Here is a 16,877-nt window from a genome sequence, read left to right as displayed (position 1 = left end):
TCAGTGGCTGCCGGTCAGCGGAGCGGGGCGAGCGCCGGGCTTGGCCAGCAGCAGGTGGCAGGTGCCGATGCTGCGCTCCAGGAAGCCGCCCTCGCAGTAGCAGAGGTAGTAGCGCCACATGCGGATGAAGCGCTCGTCATAGCCCAGCTTACGCACCCGTTCGAGGTTGGCCTCGAAGCGATGGCGCCATTCGCGCAGGGTGCGCGCGTAGTGGGTGCCGATCTCGTCCAGGGCCAGCACGTTCATCGAGGTGCGCCGGGCCAGGCCGTCGAGGATGGCGCGGTGGGAGGGCAGGAAGCCGCCCGGGAAGATGTAGCGCTTGATGAAGTCCATCTCGCGCTTGGCCGCCTCGAAGCGCTGGTCGCGGATGGTGATCGCCTGCAGCATGGCCAGGCCATCGTCGGCCAGCAGGCGGTCCAGGGTGGCCAGGTAGGTGTCCAGGTACTGGTGCCCCACCGCCTCTATCATCTCCACCGAGATCAGCCGGTCGAAGCGCCCCTCGAGCTCCCGGTAGTCCTGCTTGAGCAGGGTGATGCGATCGCCGAGCCCCTCCTCCGCGATGCGCCGCGCGGTATGGGCGTACTGCTCCTCGGAGATGGTGGTGGTGGTGACCCGGCAGCCGCGGGTGCGGGCGGCGTGGATGGCAAGGCCTCCCCAGCCGCTTCCGATCTCCAGCAGGTGGTGCTCGGGGCGCACGTCGAGGCGGTCCAGCATCAGGTCCAGCTTGAAGGTGGAGGCCTCCTCCAGGCTCGCCTCCGGGTAGGGGAACACGGCGCTGGAGTACATCAGGTGGCGAGTGTCCAGGAAGGTGGCGAAGAGCTCGTTGCCGATGTCGTAGTGGGCGGCGATATTGCGCCGCGAGCCCTTGAGGCTGTTGCGCTGCAGGCGATAGAGCGCGGAGAGCAGCCAGCGGCCCAGGCGGGCGGTGCCGTTCTCCAGCTCGCCGTTGACCCGCTCCAGGTTGGCGGCGAGCAGCTGCACCAGGGTCACCAGGTCATCGGTATCCCAGTCCCCGTCCATGTAGGCCTCGGCGGCGCCCACGGTGCCGCCCAGCGCCAGGCGCTTCCAGGCGCGGCTGTCGCGCACCACCAGGGTGACTTTCATGGGGCCGCCCTGGCCCAGCTGGTGGCGGCGGTGCCCCTCGATCAGGGTCACCTGGCCGCCCTCCAGACGATCGAGCTGGTCGAGCAGCCGGGGGCGCAGCCAGCGGGTCAGGCGGTCGGCCTCCTCCACGAGGGGGCGGGCGGTGCGTGCAGAGCGCAGGGTGTTCACGTGGACCTCTCCTTGCGGGAACTCGGGTCTGGGCCGGGGTGGTCGTGGATCGGCACGCGCTTGAGCCACAGGCGCAGGGCCTCGAAGTGGATGCCGGCCAGGGTCTTGAGACTGATCCAGGGCTGGCGTGCCAGGGTGGCGAGCAGCACGCCCCGGGTCGCCGGCCGGGCCTCCAGGGTCAGGGTGGCGTCGAAGTGGCACGCCTCGCCCTGCCAGGTCTCCATGTGCATCAGCAGGCGCTCTTCCGGAGTGTTGAAGCGCCAGCGGTAGACCATGTCCATGGGGTTGAAGGGCGAGACGTGCATCGCCTTGTCGAAGGTCGCCCGGTGGACGCGGCGAGCCGGCTCCACCGCGCAGGCGTAGCGGGCGCGCTCGCCCCAGGGCACGTTGGTCACCTCGCCGAGCACGGCGCGAAGCTCGCCTTCGGCATCGAAGGCGTAGTAGAGCGAGATCGGGTTGAAGCCGACGCCGAAGGTGCGCAGCTGGGTCAGCAGGCAGATGCGGCCATCGGGGGCGAAGCCCAGCTGGCGCTCCAGCTCCTCGCGTACCGCTTGCTTCAGCGGCCGGTCATGGGGGGCGAGCTCGCCCTTGGGGTCGTCCTTGAGGTTGTCCTTGAGGTCGTCCTTGAGATAGTCCTCGCGCCGGAAGCGCGCCAGGGCCGGACGCCGGGCGCTGAAGCCGGGCACCCCGTCGAAGAGCCCGGGAAGCTCGTCCAGGTCCAGCCACGCCATCCACACCTGGTAGGTGAAGGCGTGGTGGCGCGGCAGGAAGCGCCGGTGACGCAGGCTGCCGCGGTAGATCCGCGAGCGGGGCGCGTGGTTCATGCCGCGCTGCCCTCGAGGGAGGCGGGCGCCGCCGTGGGCACGCCTTCCGCCAGGCTCGGCCCCTCCTCGTTGCAGCCCAGGCCACGGGCCACCCGCAGCGCGCTCCACACCCCATCCTCGTGGAAGCCGTTACGCCAGTAGGCGCCGCAGTAGTGGGTGCGGAAGGCGGGGCCCGAGATCTCGGCGTGGCGCGCCTTGGCCGCCTCGCCGGCCAGGGTGAACTGGGGGTGAGCGTAGGTGAAGCGCCCCAGCACCTTGTCCGGGTCGATGGCGTCACCGTTGTTGAGGGTGACGCAGAAGGTGTGGGGCGCCTCCAGGCGCTGGAGGATGTTCATGTCGTAGGTCACCGAGATGCGCTCGTCGGCGCCGCGCCCGTCGAGGCGATAGTTCCAGCTCGCCCAGGCGCGTCGCCGGCGGGGCAGCAGGCGCGTATCGGTGTGCAGCACCACCTCGTTGTCCTGGTAGGGCAGCGCGGCGAGGATCTCGCGCTCGGGGGGCGTCGGGTCCTCCAGCAGGGCCAGCGCCTGGTCGGCGTGGCAGGCCAGCACCACCTCGTCGAAGCGCTCGGTGCCGGCAGCGGTGCGCAGCTCGACCCCGTCGGCCAGGCGGCGGATGCCCTGCACCGGCGTCGAGAGCCGGATGCGGTCGGCGTAGGGGGCGGTGAGCGCCGGGATATAGCTCCATGAGCCACCCACCAGGGTGTACCACTGGGGGCGGTCGTTCACCGAGAGCAGGCCGTGGTGGCGGAAGAAGCGCACGAAGAACTGCAGCGGGAAGTCGCGCAGGTCCTGCAGGCTCGCCGACCAGATGGCGGCTCCCATGGGCAGCAGGTAGTGGCGCTGGAAGGCGTCATTGTAGCCGTTGGTCTCGAGCCACTCACCGAGGGTCATGGCCGGGTCCAGGGTGCCGGTCTCCAGCGCCCGGGTCGCCTCGCGGTTGAAGCGCAGGATGTCGCGCAGCAGGCGGTAGAAGCTGGGGCGCAGCAGGTTGCGACGCTGGGCGAACAGGCTCGCCAGGGTGTGGCCGTTGTACTCGAAGTCCCGCGCCGTCTCGTGCACCGAGAAGCTCATCTCGGTGGGCTGTGAGGGCACCCCGAGCCGCGCCAGCAGGCGCCGGAAGTGGGGGTAGGTCCAGTCGTTGAAGACGATGAAGCCGGTATCGATCGCATAGTCTCTGCCGTCCAGCTCGACATCCACGGTGGCGGTGTGGCCGCCCAGGCGGTCGGCGGCCTCGAAGAGGGTCACCTGGTGACGACCGGAGAGGTACCAGGCGGCGGCCATGCCGCCGATGCCGCTGCCGATCACGGCGATGCGGCGGGAGGGCTCCGGCGCCCCGGGGTGGCGATGAAAGGCGGTCATGGAGCGGTCTCCGTGGTGGTGGTCGTGCGCACCAGGCGCAGGCCCAGGCGGTGGCGCAGCGCCGGGGGCAGGATGCCCATCAGCTTCACCAGCAGGGTGAAGCGGCGCGGGAAGTGGATGTCCAGGCGGCGGCGGGCGAGCCCGTCGAGGATCGCCTCGGCGGCCTGGTCGGCCTCGATGCGCAGCGGCATCGCGAAGTCGTTGCGATCGGTGAGCGGGGTCTTCACGAAGCCGGGGTGGATCAGGCTGACGCCGATGCCCTCACCGTGGAGGTCCAGCCGCAGGGCCTCGAGGAAGTGGCTGAGCGCCGCCTTGGAGGCGCCGTAGGCCTCGGCGCGGGGCAGCGGCAGATAGGCCGCGGCGCTGGAGGTGGCGGCGAGCAGCGGCCGTCCGCCCTCGGCGCGGGCCCGGCGCAAGAGCGGCAGGGCGGCCGCGATGCAGTAGACCGCACCGTGAAAGTTCGGGGCGAAGACCCGCTCCACCAGGTCGACGTCGAAACGGTCGGCCTCCAGGTATTCGCAGGTGCCGGCATTGAGCAGCGCCAGGTCGAGGCCGCCGAACGCCGCGGCGATCCGCTCGCCGGCGCGGGCCACCGCGGCGCGGTCGCTCACGTCCAGGGGCAGCAGCAGGGCGTTGTCGCGCCCGGCGGCCAGCGCCTCGAGGTCCGCCTCGCCCCGGGCGCTGAGGGCGACCCGGTGGCCATCGGCCAGCAGGCGCTCGGCGAGGGCGCGGCCGATGCCGGAGGTGGCGCCGGTGAGCCAGATGCGTTGGGTGCCGGATAGGGACATGCAACCTCCATGATCGGGGTCCTGCTACCGGGGTGGCCGCCGGGGGTTCCGTCAGCCGTCGAGTCGTCGCTTCACCAGCCGGATGACGCCGCCGAGCAGCGGCAGGCGCTCGTAGAGCATGGCGCCGGCGTCGAAGTAGTCCTGGTGCCGGGCCACCCGGCCATCCGCGGCGAAGGTCAGGTGCGAACAGCCCGATACCCGTATCTCGCGCCCCCCATCGAGCCGAGGATGGGTCAGGTGCATGGTCCAGGTGGCGAAGGCCTGGTCGCCCGAACGCTGTCGCTCGTGAAAGTCGAAGCGGCACGCTGTCACGTTCTCGTACAGGGTCGCGAAGTAGCGCTCCAGGGCCCTGGCGCCCTCTATCCGGTGAAGCGGGTCGATAAAGAGCACATCGGGAGTATAGAACTCGTAGAGATATTTTGTACAGCTCTTGTCTAGCTTCTTGAAGAAGGCGCAGAAGGCCTCCAGCCGCTGGTCTGCTGTCGCTGTCATGGGTGACTCCTGAATCGGTCGCTGCCGCGGTGTCAGTCGGCCTTCAGCGCCTTGAAGGCGTCGAGGGCTCGGGCCCGTGCCGCCTTGTGATCGACGATGGGGGCGGGGTAGTCGACGCCACCGAGCAGGTCCCGGGGCGGCGCGTGACGGGCCTTCGCCGGCAGCCCGGCCAGCGCCGGCAGCCACTCGGCCAGGAAGGTGCCCTCGGGGTCGAACCGCTGGGACTGGGTGGTGGGGTTGAAGATGCGGAAGTAGGGGGCGGCGTCGGTGCCGGTGGAGGCGGCCCACTGCCAGCCGCCGTTGTTGGCGCAGAACTCGCCGTCCACCAGGTGGCGCAGGAAGAAGGCCTCGCCGCGGCGCCAGTCGATCAGCAGGTGCTTCGAGAGGAACATGGCGGTGATCATGCGCAGGCGGTTGTGCATCCAGCCGGTGGCGACGAGCTGGCGCATGGCGGCATCGACGATGGGGTAGCCGGTGCGCCCCTCGCACCAGGCGGCGAAGCCCTCGTCGTCGTCGCGCCAGGCCAGCGCCTCGGTATGGGCCTGGAAGGGGCGGTGGCGACACACCTGGGGGAAGCCCACCGCCACGTGGCGGTAGAACTCGCGCCACACCAGCTCGTTGACCCAGGCCACCAGGCCGGCATCGCCCTCGGCGAGGCGGCCGTCGTTCTCGGCCAGCACCGCCTGCAGGCACTGGCGGTGGGAGATCATGCCCAGCGTCAGGTAGGGGGAGAGCTCGCTGGTGCCGCGGATCGCCGGGAAGTCGCGCTGCCTGGCGTAGTGGCGGCCGCGGAAGCGCAGGAAGCGCTCCAGGCGATCGGCGGCGGGGCCTTCGCCGGCGGGCCACTGGCGGCCGTCGATGGGCGCATCCTTGAGCTCGGGCAGCGCGGGCAGCGGGTCGCTGGTGATGCCGGTCTCCGCCTGGGGGGCGGGAGTGTCGGCCAGCGCCAGGCGCTCCGCCGTCAGCTGGCGATGCCAGCTTCTCGCGAAGGGAGTGAAGACGCCGTAGTAGTCGCCCTTGCCGGTGAGCAGCTCCCCCGGGGCGAAGGCCACGCTGTCGTGGTGGCCATGGGCCTCGAGCCCGGCGTCACGGAAGGCGGCGAGCACGGCGGCGTCGCGGCGCTGCTCGTCCAGCGGGTACTCGTGGTTGAAGTGCAGGGCGCTGGCGCCGGTCTCCCGGGCGATGGCCAGCAGCGCCGCCGGGGACTCGCTGAAGTCCTCGATATCGCGGTGCAGCAGCGGGATGTTGAGCCCCGCGAGGGCCTCCTGGAGCGCGGCCACGCCTCGGGCGCGGAAGTCGAGCGGGGTGGCGCCGTGGCCGTGGCGCCGCCAGTGGGGCAAGGCGCGCAGGAAGACGGCGACCACCGGGCCGCGGGCGGCGGCCGCGGCCAGGGCGCGGTTGTCCTGCACGCGCAGGTCGCTGCGAAACCACATCAGGGAGTGAGTCATGGTGCGCTCACTTCGCCATGGGCAGCAGGGCCGGAGGCAGCAGCTCGCCGAGCCGCGCCATCGCCAGGCCCAGGTCGTCGCCCAGCACCGCGACGCCGCTCTCCGTCAGGTCGGCCTCGCGGATGCGGGCCACCGGGCCGCACAGCGTCAGCGGGACCTCGAGCTGCTCGGCCAGGCGCGGCAGCTGGCGGCGCACCAGGTCGCTGCGTCCGGCGTGGCTGCCGGTCATCAGCACGCCGGCGGCGCCCAGCGCCTCCACCGCCAGGGGCAGCTCGCCGAAGGGCAGCGGTGCGTCCAGCAGCGACACCCGATAGCCGCGATCGCTCGCTGCCAGGGCGGCCAGCAGCTGCCACAGGGTGCCGGGATCGTCGGGCAGCGGCACCATCAGCAGCACCGGCCCCGGCGCCTGGCCGTTGGCATGGTAGAGGCGGGTGCCGATGCGAGTGCGCAGGAAGGCCTCCAGGGTCAGACGCTGCAGGGTATCGCCGAGCCGCTCGCCCCAGCGCTCCTCGAGCGCCTGCACCACGGGCGCCCACAGCTCGGCGAGGCACACCGCCACCGGATAGAGCGAGAGCGACTGGGCGTAGAGGGTCTCCAGGCGTGCCAGGTCCAGGGCCTCCACCGCGGTGACCAGTTGCGCGCGCTGGCCCGGCCAGTCGCTGGCGTCGGCCGGCGGGGCCTCGCTGGCCTCGGGGCGGTCGAGCAGCTCGCACACCTGGCTGACCGGCACGCCGCGGTTGAGCCACTGCAGGATCTGCTCCACCCGCTCGATGTCTTCCCGGGCGTAGAGGCGGTGCCCCTTGGGGGTGCGCTGGGGCTTGATCAGCCCGTAGCGTCGCTCCCAGGCGCGCAGCGTCACCGAGTTCACGCCGGTGATGCGGGAGACCTCGCGGATCGGGTAGAGGGGCGTATCGCCGGCGTGCTGTGAGTGGTCGTTCATGGCGTGCAGGACCTCCCGATCCTGGAGGCAGTGGGTGTCTGGGCGGATGACATGGCGAATTCCTGTCACGGTCGGTTCAGGTGGCGTCGGCCACCAGGGCCTCGCCGAGATGGTGGCCGGAGAGCCAGGCGTCCTCGACCCGCGGGCCGCGCCAGCCGTCGCCGCACAGCGCCAGGCCGCTGGCCGAGAGGCGGTAGTCGCGGTTGACGGCCTCGCCGGTGGCGAAGACGTCGGGTTGGGCGTAGCGCCAGCGATGGGCGCCCAGCGCGCTGGGCGCAGGCAGCCGGACGCCTTCGGGCAGCGCCTGCTGGAAGGCCTCGAGCAGCGCCTCGACGACGGTCTCGGGGCTGTCCTCCAGGCGCGCCTCGCTCCACTCGAGGTTGGCCAGCAGGCTCAGGCTCTCGCCCTGCGCCTGGCGCCCGGGCTTGAGCTGGTTGCGGGTGACGAAGCGCAGCCGCGGATCATTCAGGCGCACCGCCTGCCAGTCGGCATCGACCCCGGGCAGCGCCAGCAGGGGGGCATCGAACAGCGCCCAGGCGGCCCAGCAGGGGCGCTGGATCACCCCCTCGCAGGCCTCGGCCAGGGTGGCGTCGTGAGGTGCCACCAGGGGGTGGGCCTGGGGGGAGGGTGTGCTGATCACCACCCGGGCGAAGGGGCCGTGGTGCGCGCCATGCTCGTCCACCAGCTGCCACTCCCCGGCGCTGCCCTCAAGGCGCTCGATGCGGGTCCCGGCCAGCAGCGTCAGCCCCTCGGCCAGGTGGCGGGTCACGGCGCTCATGCGCGGCGCACCGCACAGGCGCTCCAGGTCATCCTCGTGGCGCGCCCAGCGCCCCTCCTGAGCCGACCACAGCGAGGTGGGCCAGGGGGCGATGCAGCCGGCCTTTCGCCACGCCGCCACGGCGCGGCGAAAGGCGGGGTCGCGGACGCTGAAGAACTGGGCCCCCAGGTCGAGCACCGCCTCGGGCAGGCGACGGCTGGACATTCGCCCGCCGGCGCCGCGCGCCTTGTCGAACAGGGTCACCGGCAGGCCGGCGGCATCCAGCGCCCGGGCGCAGGCCAGGCCGGCGATGCCGGCCCCGATGATGGCGGTAGCAGGAGGGGGATCAGAGCGCATGGCAGCGTCACTCTTGGTGGTTTTCAGCTAGACTAGCAGAAGTGTACAACAGCTGTATAACCTATGGCAGATACCCGTCATCCATCAGACGTCACTACAGGTAACAGGAGAGCGCGATGCGAGTGCTGATCACCGGCGGCAGCGGATTCGTGGGGCAGCGGCTGTGCCAGCGCCTGGTCGAGGCGGGACACCGGCTACTGGTGGTGTCGCGGGACCCGGCGGCGGTGAAAGGGCGACTGCCCGCGGGGGCGGACATTCGTCGCTCGGTGCTGGATTTCGTGGACACCCCGCCGGACGCCATCGTCAACCTGGCCGGCGAATCCATCGCCGCCCGGCGCTGGAGCGATGACCAGAAGCAGCGGCTGATCGACTCGCGGGTCAACATCACCCGCGACCTGGTGATCCTCTGCGAGCAGCTCAAGGCCAGCGGCAGCGGAGCGCCTCGGGTGATGGTGTCGGGCTCGGCCATGGGCTACTACGGCGACCAGGAGGGGCGCGAGGTCAGCGAAGAGACGCCGCCCCACGACGAGTTTGCCCACCGGCTCTGCAAGCGCTGGGAAGACACCGCCCGCGAGGCGGCCGACTTCGGCACCCGGGTGGTGCTGCTGCGCATCGGCCTGGTGCTCGACAGCGGCGGCGGCAGCCTGCAGAAGATGCTGCCCCCCTTCAAGTTCGGGCTGGGGGGGCGCTTCGGCACGGGCCAGCAGTTCATGCCCTGGATCCATCGCGAGGACCTGGTGCGGGCGATCCTCTTCCTGCTCGACAACGACGAGCTCGAGGGCCCCTTCAACGGCAGCGCCCCGCACCCGGTGACCAACGCCGAGTTCACCCGCACCCTGGCCAAGCAGCTCAGGCGCCCGGCCATCTTCCCGGTGCCGGCCATCGTGCTGGAGACCGCCTTCGGCGAGATGTCGCGGCTGCTGCTCACCGGCGCCGACATGCGCCCGAAGCGCCTTCAGGAGGCGGGCTTCCAGTTCCGCTTCGAGACCCTGGAAGCCGCCCTGGCGGATATTCTGGGCTGAAGGCCTGTCGGCGGAACAGCCCCGTCTACCTTGCTTCTTCGCCCACCGTGACGATCACCCGCACCGAGTCCAGGCGCAGGCGGGTGCCCTCGATGGCCTCGTCCAGCGCCTGGCGTTCGGCGCGCAGCGCGGTGAGCTCGTCCTCGCGCACCGCCGGGTTGTGGCGTGCCAGGGCCGTCAGGCGGGCCAGCTCCCCATCCAGCGCCTCGCGCATGCGCCCCTGGGCCGCCTCGGTGATGGAGGGCAGCTCGCGCTCCGCCTCGGCCTCGCCGCGGTCGAGCAGTTCGCGTAGCACCTCCAGGCGGCTGCGGATCAGGTCCCGCGCCATGGCCTTCTTGACCTTCTGCAGGTTCTTCGAGAGCCCGGTGAAGGAGATCTTGTCGGTCAGGTTGACGCCCGACTCGTCGAGCAGCACCCGCACCGCGGTGGGCGGCAGGAAGCGGTTGAGGTGCAGCTTCCTGGGGGCCGGGCAGTGGGTGCGGAACACCAGCTCGGCCATGATCCGCCCGGGGGGCAGCGCCGGGTGCCGGAGCAGCGCCAGCGCGGTGTTGCCCATGGTGCCGTCCAGGATCCGGCCCATCATCTCGCGCAGCAGCGGGTGCTCCCAGGAGAGCCGCTGGACATCGTCCCGGGAGAGCGCGCGCAGCCGCGAGAAGGTGGCCGAGAAGCCCTCCTCGCCCTTGGCCAGGCCGGGCAGGCCGTCGAGCATCTGGGGGCTCGGCAGCAGGTGCTGGATGCCGCCGCCCAGCTCCTGGCTGTCCACCCCGAAGATGTCCAGGGCCAGGTCCAGGTAGCGGGGCAGGGCGCGGTCCTCGTCCAGCTCGCGGATCGCCGCCGCCACCGCCTCGGCGCGGCCGGGGCGGCAGGCGTTGAGCTCCAGCAGGCGGTTGCGCCCGGCGTCGCGCTCGGCCAGGCGGCTCTCGAACAGCACCCGGGTCTCCTCGATCACCTCCGCCATGCCCTCGTCGTCGACCAGCGCCTCGGCCAGGGCGTCGCCGAAGGCATCGAAGATCTCGCTGCCGATGCCGTGGGGGGCGCTGAAGGCGTCCATGCCGTCGCGGTACCAGCGCAGCAGTTTCTCGCCGGGGCTGGCCTCGAACACCGGCACGTGGATCTCGATGGCGTGACGCTGGCCGATGCGGTCCAGGCGGCCGATGCGCTGCTCCAGCTGGTCCGGGTGCAGCGGCAGGTCGAACATCACCAGGTGGCGGCAGAACTGGAAGTTGCGCCCCTCGGAGCCGATCTCCGAGCAGACCAGCACCTGGCAGCCCTCCTCCTCGTCGGCGAAGGCCGCCGCGGCGCGGTCGCGTTCCACCAGGGAGAGCCCCTCGTGGAACACCGGCGCGTGGTAGCCGCCCAGCACGCGCAGCGCCTCGGCCAGGCCCTGGGCGGTCTCCCGATCATGGGCGATCACCAGCACCTTGTCGCCGGCGAGCCCCCCCTCGCCGTCGTCGGCCAGCCGCTCCAGCAGCCAGTTGACCCGCGGGTCGATCTGCCACCAGGGCTCCTCGTTGAGCGGGTCGTCGGCCAGGGCCCGGTACATGGCGTCCAGGTAGATCAGCACCTCGGGGTGGTCGAGGCCGGTCTCGATCAGCAGCTCGTCGAGGTAGTCCTCGTCGCGCTCCAGCTTGCGCAGCACCCGGCGGTAGGCCGAGGGCGGGGCCAGCTCGGTGACGTGCAGGCGCCGCTCCGGGAAGCCGCCCACGTGGCGGCGGCTGTTGCGGAACATCACCCGGCCGGTGCCGTGGCGGTCGAGCAGCTGGTCGCGCAGCTGGTCGCGCGCGGCGGCGTGCTGGGCCTCGCTGGCCTCGGGGTTGGCCAGGGTGGCGAGCAGCGCCAGGCTGTCGGCCTCGTTGATCACCGCGGCGACCCGGTCGCGGTCCGCGTCATCGCCGGGCAGGCGCTCCAGGGCATCGATCGCCTCGGCCACCTCCACGTAGTGGGCCTCCTCCTCGCGGAAGCGCTCCAGGCTATGGTAGCGGTCCGGGTCGAGCAGGCGCAGGCGGGCGAAGTGGCTCGCCACGCCCATCTGCTCGGGGGTGGCGGTGAGCAGCAGCACCCCCTCGCTCTCGCCGGCCAGGCGCGCCACGCAGGCGTAGCCGGGGCCCATCTGCTCCTCGCTCCAGTCCAGGTGGTGGGCCTCGTCGACGATCAGCAGGTCCCAGGCGCAGGCCAGGGCCTGGGACTGGCGGTGGGGGTTGGCGAACAGCCAGTCCTGGCTGGCCAGGATGATCTGCCCGGCCTCGAAGGGGTTGGCATCGCCGTGGGCCTGGCTCTGCTGCTCGTCGAGCAGGGTCACCTCGAGGGCGAAGCGGCGCAGCAGCTCCACCAGCCACTGGTGGCAGAGGCTTGCCGGCACCAGGATCAGCGCCCGCTCGGCGCGCCCGGTGAGCAGCAGGCGGTGCAGGATCAGCCCCGCCTCGATGGTCTTGCCCAGCCCCACCTCGTCGGCCAGCAGCACCCGAGGGGCATGGCGCCGGGAGACCTCGTCGGCGATGTAGAGCTGGTGCGGGATCAGGTCGATGCGCGGCCCGGCCAGGCCCAGCGCCGGGTTCTGCTCGATGCGGTGGTGGTGGTGCAGGGTGCGGAAGCGCAGCTCGAACCAGTCGTTGCGGTCCACCTGGCCGGTGAGCAGGCGGTCGCGGGCCTGGTCGAACTGCATGGTGTCGGCGAGCCGCGCCTCGGGCAGCTCGGTGAGCTCGCCCCGCTCGTCCTCGCCGATGTAGACGATCAGGCCGCCGAGCTCCTTGGTGTCGTCCACGGTCAGGGTCCAGCCCTCGGCGGCGCGGATGCGGTCGCCGCTGCCGAACACCACCCGGGTCAGCGGGGCCTGGCGGCTGCTGTAGGTGCGGGTTTCCTGGCTGGCGCCGAACAGCACGGTGACGCTGCGCGCATCGCAGCTCAGGATGGTGCCCAGGCCGAGTTCGGCCTCGCCGTCGCTGATCCAGCGCTGGCCGGGGGAGAAGTCGCTCATGATGCCTCGGAGGATGCTGAAGAGTGGGTGCGCTCATGGCCGCCGGGACGGGGCGGGCCGAACAGGGCGCGGTATCTTACAGCAAAGGGCGGCGCGGCTTAAGCGTGGTGATTCGTCTCGGGCCGTTGCTCGAGGCTATTCCGGCGACAGGCCCTCGAGGGGGCGCTGTGAATACATCCCTGTACGCTACCGATGCCATCCCTGGCATAGGACCCCCTCTCCGGCCTGCCCCCGGCGCCTCTCGCTGCAGGCAACTGCAACAGAGTCTGTCGCGTTGGGCCCGGCTCGGCGCCTGGCTCAGTGGCGGTCGAGCCAGGCGCCGAGCTGGGCCCGAGATAGCTCGCCCACGTGGCGCTCCACGGCGCGCCCGGAGGCGTCGAACAGCAGCGTGGTCGGCAGCCCCGGCGCCTCCAGCAGCACCATCAGCTCCTGGCGCGGATCGAGCAGCGGGTAGCGGAACTCGAGCCCCTGGTCGTCCAGGTAGCGGATCACCTGCAGCAGCTCCTCGCCCTGGTTGGCCACCACCACGGTGACGCCGTCGCGGGCGTCGGCCTCGGCCAGCAGCGGCATCTCGCGCAGGCAGGGCGGGCACCAGGTGGCCCACAGGTTGAGCACCACCGTCTCGCCCTGCAGGTCGCGCAGATTGACGGTCTCGCCGTCGAGGGTCTCCAGGGTGATATCGGGCAGCGCGTCGATGGTCAGGCCGCTGCCCAGGGGGGCCAGCGTCACCATCACCAGCCACAGGCTCGCCGCCCCCACGGTCAGCGCCATGGCGCCGATCAGCCGCAGCAGATGGTGGCGCAGGGCCCAGCCGGTCCACAGCAACGCAGCCACCAGCCCCCACAGGCCGTGGAAGCCCGGCTGCCACAGCTTGAGGATATCCAGCGGGGCCGCGGCGTAGGCCTCCAGGTGCAGCAGCACGTGGCCGGTGCGCGCCCCCACCAGCCAGGCCAGCACCAGGCCGTTGAACCAGCGGGCGTGTTCGCCCCGCGGCAGCCCCAGCAGCCAGGCGCTCAGCGCCAGCAGCAGCAGGGCGGCGCCCAGCGCGTAGAGGCGCGGCACCGAGAGCAGCACGGGGCCGAGGGCGATGGCATCCATGGGGCGGGCTCCTGAACAATGGGGCAGGGTCGTGGCGATGCAGGGTCGGCGGCCGGCGCGCGAGCGGGTACACTTGGTCACCCGAAAAGGCGCTGCCTGCGTCGATACCCTGACCCTGCCAAGCCTACTGCCGGGCGGCAGGGCTGTCATCCGTCCGCCACCCTCGTCATGGGAGCCTGCATGGCCAAGCCTGCCTTCGACACCCTGCGCGCCCTGGCCATCGCCAGCCAGGCGCTGGGCTTCATCCTGATCATCACCCTGGAGACGATGATGGGCGACGCCGCCCGCTACTGGCAGGGCTGGACCCTGGCGGCCATGGTCGCCACCGCGCTCGGCATCGCCCTGGTGCGGCTCTATCGCCGCAACAAGGCGCGCAAGGCGCTGGCGCGACGGCTGGCCGACGACGATGGCGATGCCTGAGGCGTGGCGGCCCGCCGGCGGGCCGCGACGGCTCCGGCTCGCCCCGCTGCTGGCGCTCCTGCTGCTGCTGGCGGGCTGCGCCGGCGCCCCGCAGCCGCGCGTGCACACTACGGCGCTGCCGCCCTGGGAGGTCGCCGAGACCCCCCTGGGCCGCTGGGCCGCCGAGCAGGCCGAGGCCCACCCGGGCCAGAGCGGCCTGGCCCTGCTGGCCAACGGCAAGGATGCCTTCGCGGTGCGTGGCCTGCTCACCGCCCGGGCCGAGCGCCGCCTCGACATCCAGACCTACCTGATGGGCGATGGCCTGACCACCCGGGTGCTGCTGGCCCGGGTGCTGGACGCCGCCGAGCGCGGCGTCGAGGTGCGCCTGCTGATCGACGACATCGGCGCTGTGGGGCAGGGCCAGCGCCTGGCCGCCCTGGACAGCCACCCCAACCTGCAGGTGCGCGTCTACCACCCGCTGCCGGTGGGGCGCGCCAACCTGGCCACCCGGGTGCTGGCCACCATCCCGGTGCTGCCGCGCCACCACCGGCGCATGCACAACAAGCTGTGGATCGCCGACAACGCCCTGGCCATCGCCGGCGGCCGCAACCTGGGCGACGAGTACTACAACGCCAGCGAGCCGCGCAACTTCGCCGACCTGGACCTGCTGGCGGTGGGGGCGGTGGTCGAGCCCCTGTCGATGAGCTTCGATCTCTACTGGAACCACGGCCTGGCCCAGCCCGTGGGGCGCTACCACCGCGTCGAGCCAGACGCCTGGCGGGCCCTGCGCGAGGAGCTCGCCGCCCGGCTCGCCGAGGAGAGTGATTCCGACTACTTCCAGGCGCTGCGCGAGCGCCACGAGGAGCGCGATCGCCAGCGCCTGGTGGATGCCCTGCACTGGGGGCGGGCCGAGGCGCTGTGGGACCCGCCGGGCAAGCCGGCCTGGCGCGGCCGCCCGGCCCTGGACGAGACCATGGCGGGTCAGCTGTGGGCGCGGGTGGCCCCCGAGGCGCGCCTGAGCCTGGTCTCGGCCTACTTCGTGCCCACCGCCGAGGGCAGCCGGGTGCTGCAGGCGCTGGCGGAGGCCGGCGTCGCGGTGGAGGTGGTCACCAACTCCCTGGAGGCCACCGACGTGCCGGTGGTCCACGGGGCCTATATGCCCCATCGCCGCGCGCTGCTGGAGAGCGGCGTGGCGCTCTTCGAGCTGCGCGCCGAGCACGCCGACGGCGAGGGGGCCACCATGGGCATGCCGGGCACCTCCGCCTCGGCGCTGCATATCAAGGCCCTGGCGATAGACGAGGAGACCGTCTTCGTGGGCTCGGCCAACGCCGACCCGCGTTCGGTATGGTGGAACAGCGAGCTGGGCGTGCTGGCCGAGAGCGAGGGCCTGGCCCGGGAGTTTCGCGAACTGGTGGAGGAGGGGGCGAGCCCCGAGCTGAGCTACCGGGTGACCCTCGATGACGACCGGCTGGGCTGGGAGACACGCCAGGACGACGAGATGGTCCGCCTCGCCCGGGAGCCCGGCGGCCCCTGGCGACACGCCAACGCCTGGCTGACCCGCCTGCTGCGGCTGGAGCGCTGGCTGTAGCGCGCCCCGCCCGTCGAGACGCGAGCAAGGAGAGACGCGATGAATGACCCCCAGACCCGCGACGCCGAGGAGGCGAGCCAGGACGCGGAGCGGCGCCAGGCCCGGCGTGAGCGACTCCAGGTCACCCTCGGCCTCTTTCTCGGCCCCCTGGCGGCGGCACTGCTGCTGTGGATGGAGGCGCCGGCGGACATGCCGGCGGCGGCCTGGCAGGTGGTGGCGCTGACCGCCTGGATGGCGGTGTGGTGGGTGCTGGAGCCGGTACCCATCGCCGTCACCGCCCTGCTGCCGGTGGCGCTGCTGCCGCTGCTCGGCGTGGGCACCATCCACTCGGTGGCCGCCCCCTACGCCAATCCGCTGATCTTCCTCTTCCTCGGCGGCTTCCTGCTGGCCGAGGCGATCCAGCGCTGGGGCCTGCACCGGCGCATCGCCATGCTGGTGCTGCGGGTCTCGGGCAGCCGCCCGGACCGGCTGGTGGCGGGCTTCATGCTCGCCACCGCGGCGCTGAGCATGTGGGTCAGCAACACCGCCACCGCCGCGCTGATGGTGCCCATCGGTCTATCCGTGCTGGCCATGCTGGAGCGCCAGGGCGGCGCCGGCGCCAGCCACCATATGGCCCTGACGCTGCTGCTGGGCATCGCCCTGGCCGCCAACATCGGCGGCATGGGCACCCTGATCGGCACCCCGCCCAACGCCCTGCTGGCGGGCTTCATGGGCGAGAGCTACGGCATCGAGATCGGCTTCGCCCAGTGGATGGCGGTGGCCGTGCCCCCCTCGCTGCTGCTGCTGGCGCTGGCCTGGTGGCTGCTCACCCGCTGGGTCTACCCGGTGGAGCGCCGCGAGGTGCCCGGGGTGGCCGAGATGCTCGCCGACCAGGCCCGGGATCTCGGGCGCATGACCCGGCCCGAGCAGCGGGTGGCGGCGATCTTCGTTCTGGTGGCCCTGGCCTGGATCACCCGGCCGCTGCTGGAGCGCGCCCTCGGGGTGGAGCTCAGCGATGCCGGGATCGCCATCATCGGGGCGCTGCTGCTGTTCGTGGTGCCGGCGCGCTGGCGCCAGCGACAGTTCCTGATGGACTGGGAGAGCGCCAAGCACCTGCCCTGGGGCGTGCTGATCATGGTGGGCGGCGGGCTCAGCCTCGGCACCGCCATCGAGGGGAGCGGCCTGGCCGCCGTGGTGGCCGAGGGGCTCGGCGTCTTCGGCAGCTGGCCCACCTGGACCATGGTGGCCATGGTGGCGCTGGCGGTGATGCTGATGAGTCACGTCACCAGCAACACCGCCACCGCGGCGGCCATCCTGCCGCTGACCGCCTCGCTCACCGTCAGCCTGGGGGCGAGCCCGCTGCTGCTCTCGGTGCCGGTGGCCATGGCCGCCAGCTGCGCCTTCATGCTGCCGGTGGCCACGCCGCCCAACGCCGTGGTCTTCGCCAGCGGCAGGCTCAGCGTGGCCGAGATGGTGCGCGCCGGGGCGCTGATCAGCCTCGCGGCGCTGGTGGTGATCACCCTGGTGGTGTTCGCCCTGGCGATGCCGATCCTCGGCTTCGGCTGGGCGGCTTGATCCAGG

At 72.1% G+C, this 16,877-nt stretch carries 14 protein-coding genes; 4 read left to right on the top strand and 10 right to left on the bottom strand.

Going from position 1 to position 16,877, the window contains the following annotated elements:
• The 8 genes from D1793_RS13250 to D1793_RS13215 form a co-directional block, all read right to left on the bottom strand.
• Entirely contained in the window at window positions 1–1,272 is a 1,272-nt protein-coding gene (locus D1793_RS13250; protein WP_205527549.1) for a cyclopropane-fatty-acyl-phospholipid synthase family protein, read from the bottom strand.
• Window positions 1,269–2,096 carry a DUF1365 domain-containing protein gene (locus D1793_RS13245; protein WP_119022596.1) on the bottom strand — a complete coding sequence of 276 codons (828 nt, stop codon included), beginning with the start codon at window positions 2,094–2,096 and terminating at the stop codon, window positions 1,269–1,271. Before D1793_RS13245 ends, D1793_RS13250 begins: the two co-directional genes overlap by 4 nt.
• Window positions 2,093–3,454: an FAD-dependent oxidoreductase gene (locus D1793_RS13240; protein ID WP_119022595.1), complete on the bottom strand. Its 1,362-nt coding sequence runs from the start codon at window positions 3,452–3,454 to the stop codon at window positions 2,093–2,095. The genes D1793_RS13245 and D1793_RS13240 overlap by 4 nt, the downstream gene beginning before the upstream one ends.
• Complete coding sequence (locus D1793_RS13235; RefSeq protein WP_119022594.1) at window positions 3,451–4,242, bottom strand: SDR family NAD(P)-dependent oxidoreductase; 792 nt, start codon at window positions 4,240–4,242, stop codon at window positions 3,451–3,453. The genes D1793_RS13240 and D1793_RS13235 overlap by 4 nt, the downstream gene beginning before the upstream one ends.
• 51 nt (window positions 4,243–4,293) lie before the next feature.
• Window positions 4,294–4,734, bottom strand: coding sequence for a nuclear transport factor 2 family protein (locus D1793_RS13230; RefSeq protein ID WP_119022593.1), 441 nt, complete (start codon window positions 4,732–4,734; stop codon window positions 4,294–4,296).
• A gap of 32 nt (window positions 4,735–4,766) precedes the next feature.
• Complete coding sequence (gene phrB / locus D1793_RS13225; RefSeq protein ID WP_119022592.1) at window positions 4,767–6,182, bottom strand: deoxyribodipyrimidine photo-lyase; 1,416 nt, start codon at window positions 6,180–6,182, stop codon at window positions 4,767–4,769.
• Between the two features lie 7 nt (window positions 6,183–6,189).
• Window positions 6,190–7,122, bottom strand: coding sequence for a MerR family transcriptional regulator (locus tag D1793_RS13220; RefSeq protein WP_119022591.1), 933 nt, complete (start codon window positions 7,120–7,122; stop codon window positions 6,190–6,192).
• Window positions 7,123–7,198: 76 nt separating this feature from the next.
• Complete coding sequence (locus tag D1793_RS13215; RefSeq protein WP_119022590.1) at window positions 7,199–8,236, bottom strand: FAD-dependent oxidoreductase; 1,038 nt, start codon at window positions 8,234–8,236, stop codon at window positions 7,199–7,201.
• Between the two features lie 116 nt (window positions 8,237–8,352).
• On the opposite strand from D1793_RS13215, the gene D1793_RS13210 reads away from it, so the two are divergent.
• On the top strand, window positions 8,353–9,258 hold the full coding sequence (locus tag D1793_RS13210) for a TIGR01777 family oxidoreductase (RefSeq protein ID WP_119022589.1): 906 nt from the start codon (window positions 8,353–8,355) through the stop codon (window positions 9,256–9,258).
• Between the two features lie 25 nt (window positions 9,259–9,283).
• Here the strand turns inward: D1793_RS13210 and rapA are convergent, their stop codons facing one another.
• Both rapA and D1793_RS13200 read right to left on the bottom strand, forming a co-directional pair.
• The gene (gene rapA, locus D1793_RS13205) at window positions 9,284–12,232 is read right to left on the bottom strand and encodes an RNA polymerase-associated protein RapA (protein WP_119022588.1); all 2,949 of its coding nucleotides are present in this window, start codon (window positions 12,230–12,232) and stop codon (window positions 9,284–9,286) included.
• Window positions 12,233–12,529: 297 nt separating this feature from the next.
• The gene (locus D1793_RS13200; protein ID WP_119022587.1) at window positions 12,530–13,330 is read right to left on the bottom strand and encodes a TlpA disulfide reductase family protein; all 801 of its coding nucleotides are present in this window, start codon (window positions 13,328–13,330) and stop codon (window positions 12,530–12,532) included.
• Window positions 13,331–13,510: 180 nt separating this feature from the next.
• Between D1793_RS13200 and D1793_RS13195 the strand changes: the two genes are divergently transcribed.
• The 3 genes from D1793_RS13195 to D1793_RS13185 are packed head-to-tail and all read left to right on the top strand — an operon-like array spanning window position 13,511 to window position 16,871.
• A complete protein-coding gene (locus tag D1793_RS13195; protein WP_110070530.1) occupies window positions 13,511–13,750 on the top strand; it encodes a hypothetical protein in 240 nt (79 codons plus the stop codon).
• Window positions 13,743–15,317 carry a phospholipase D family protein gene (locus D1793_RS13190; protein ID WP_240407671.1) on the top strand — a complete coding sequence of 525 codons (1,575 nt, stop codon included), beginning with the start codon at window positions 13,743–13,745 and terminating at the stop codon, window positions 15,315–15,317. Before D1793_RS13195 ends, D1793_RS13190 begins: the two co-directional genes overlap by 8 nt.
• 39 nt (window positions 15,318–15,356) lie before the next feature.
• Window positions 15,357–16,871, top strand: coding sequence for an SLC13 family permease (locus tag D1793_RS13185; RefSeq protein WP_119022586.1), 1,515 nt, complete (start codon window positions 15,357–15,359; stop codon window positions 16,869–16,871).
• Window positions 16,872–16,877: the final 6 nt, after the last annotated feature.

The sequence above is a fragment of the Halomonas sp. JS92-SW72 genome, from assembly GCF_003547075.1.
Classification (GTDB): Bacteria; Pseudomonadota; Gammaproteobacteria; order Pseudomonadales; family Halomonadaceae; genus Halomonas; species Halomonas alkalicola.
The sequence above is the reverse complement of the archived record's forward strand: the minus strand, read 5'-3'. Positions and strand labels throughout refer to the sequence as shown.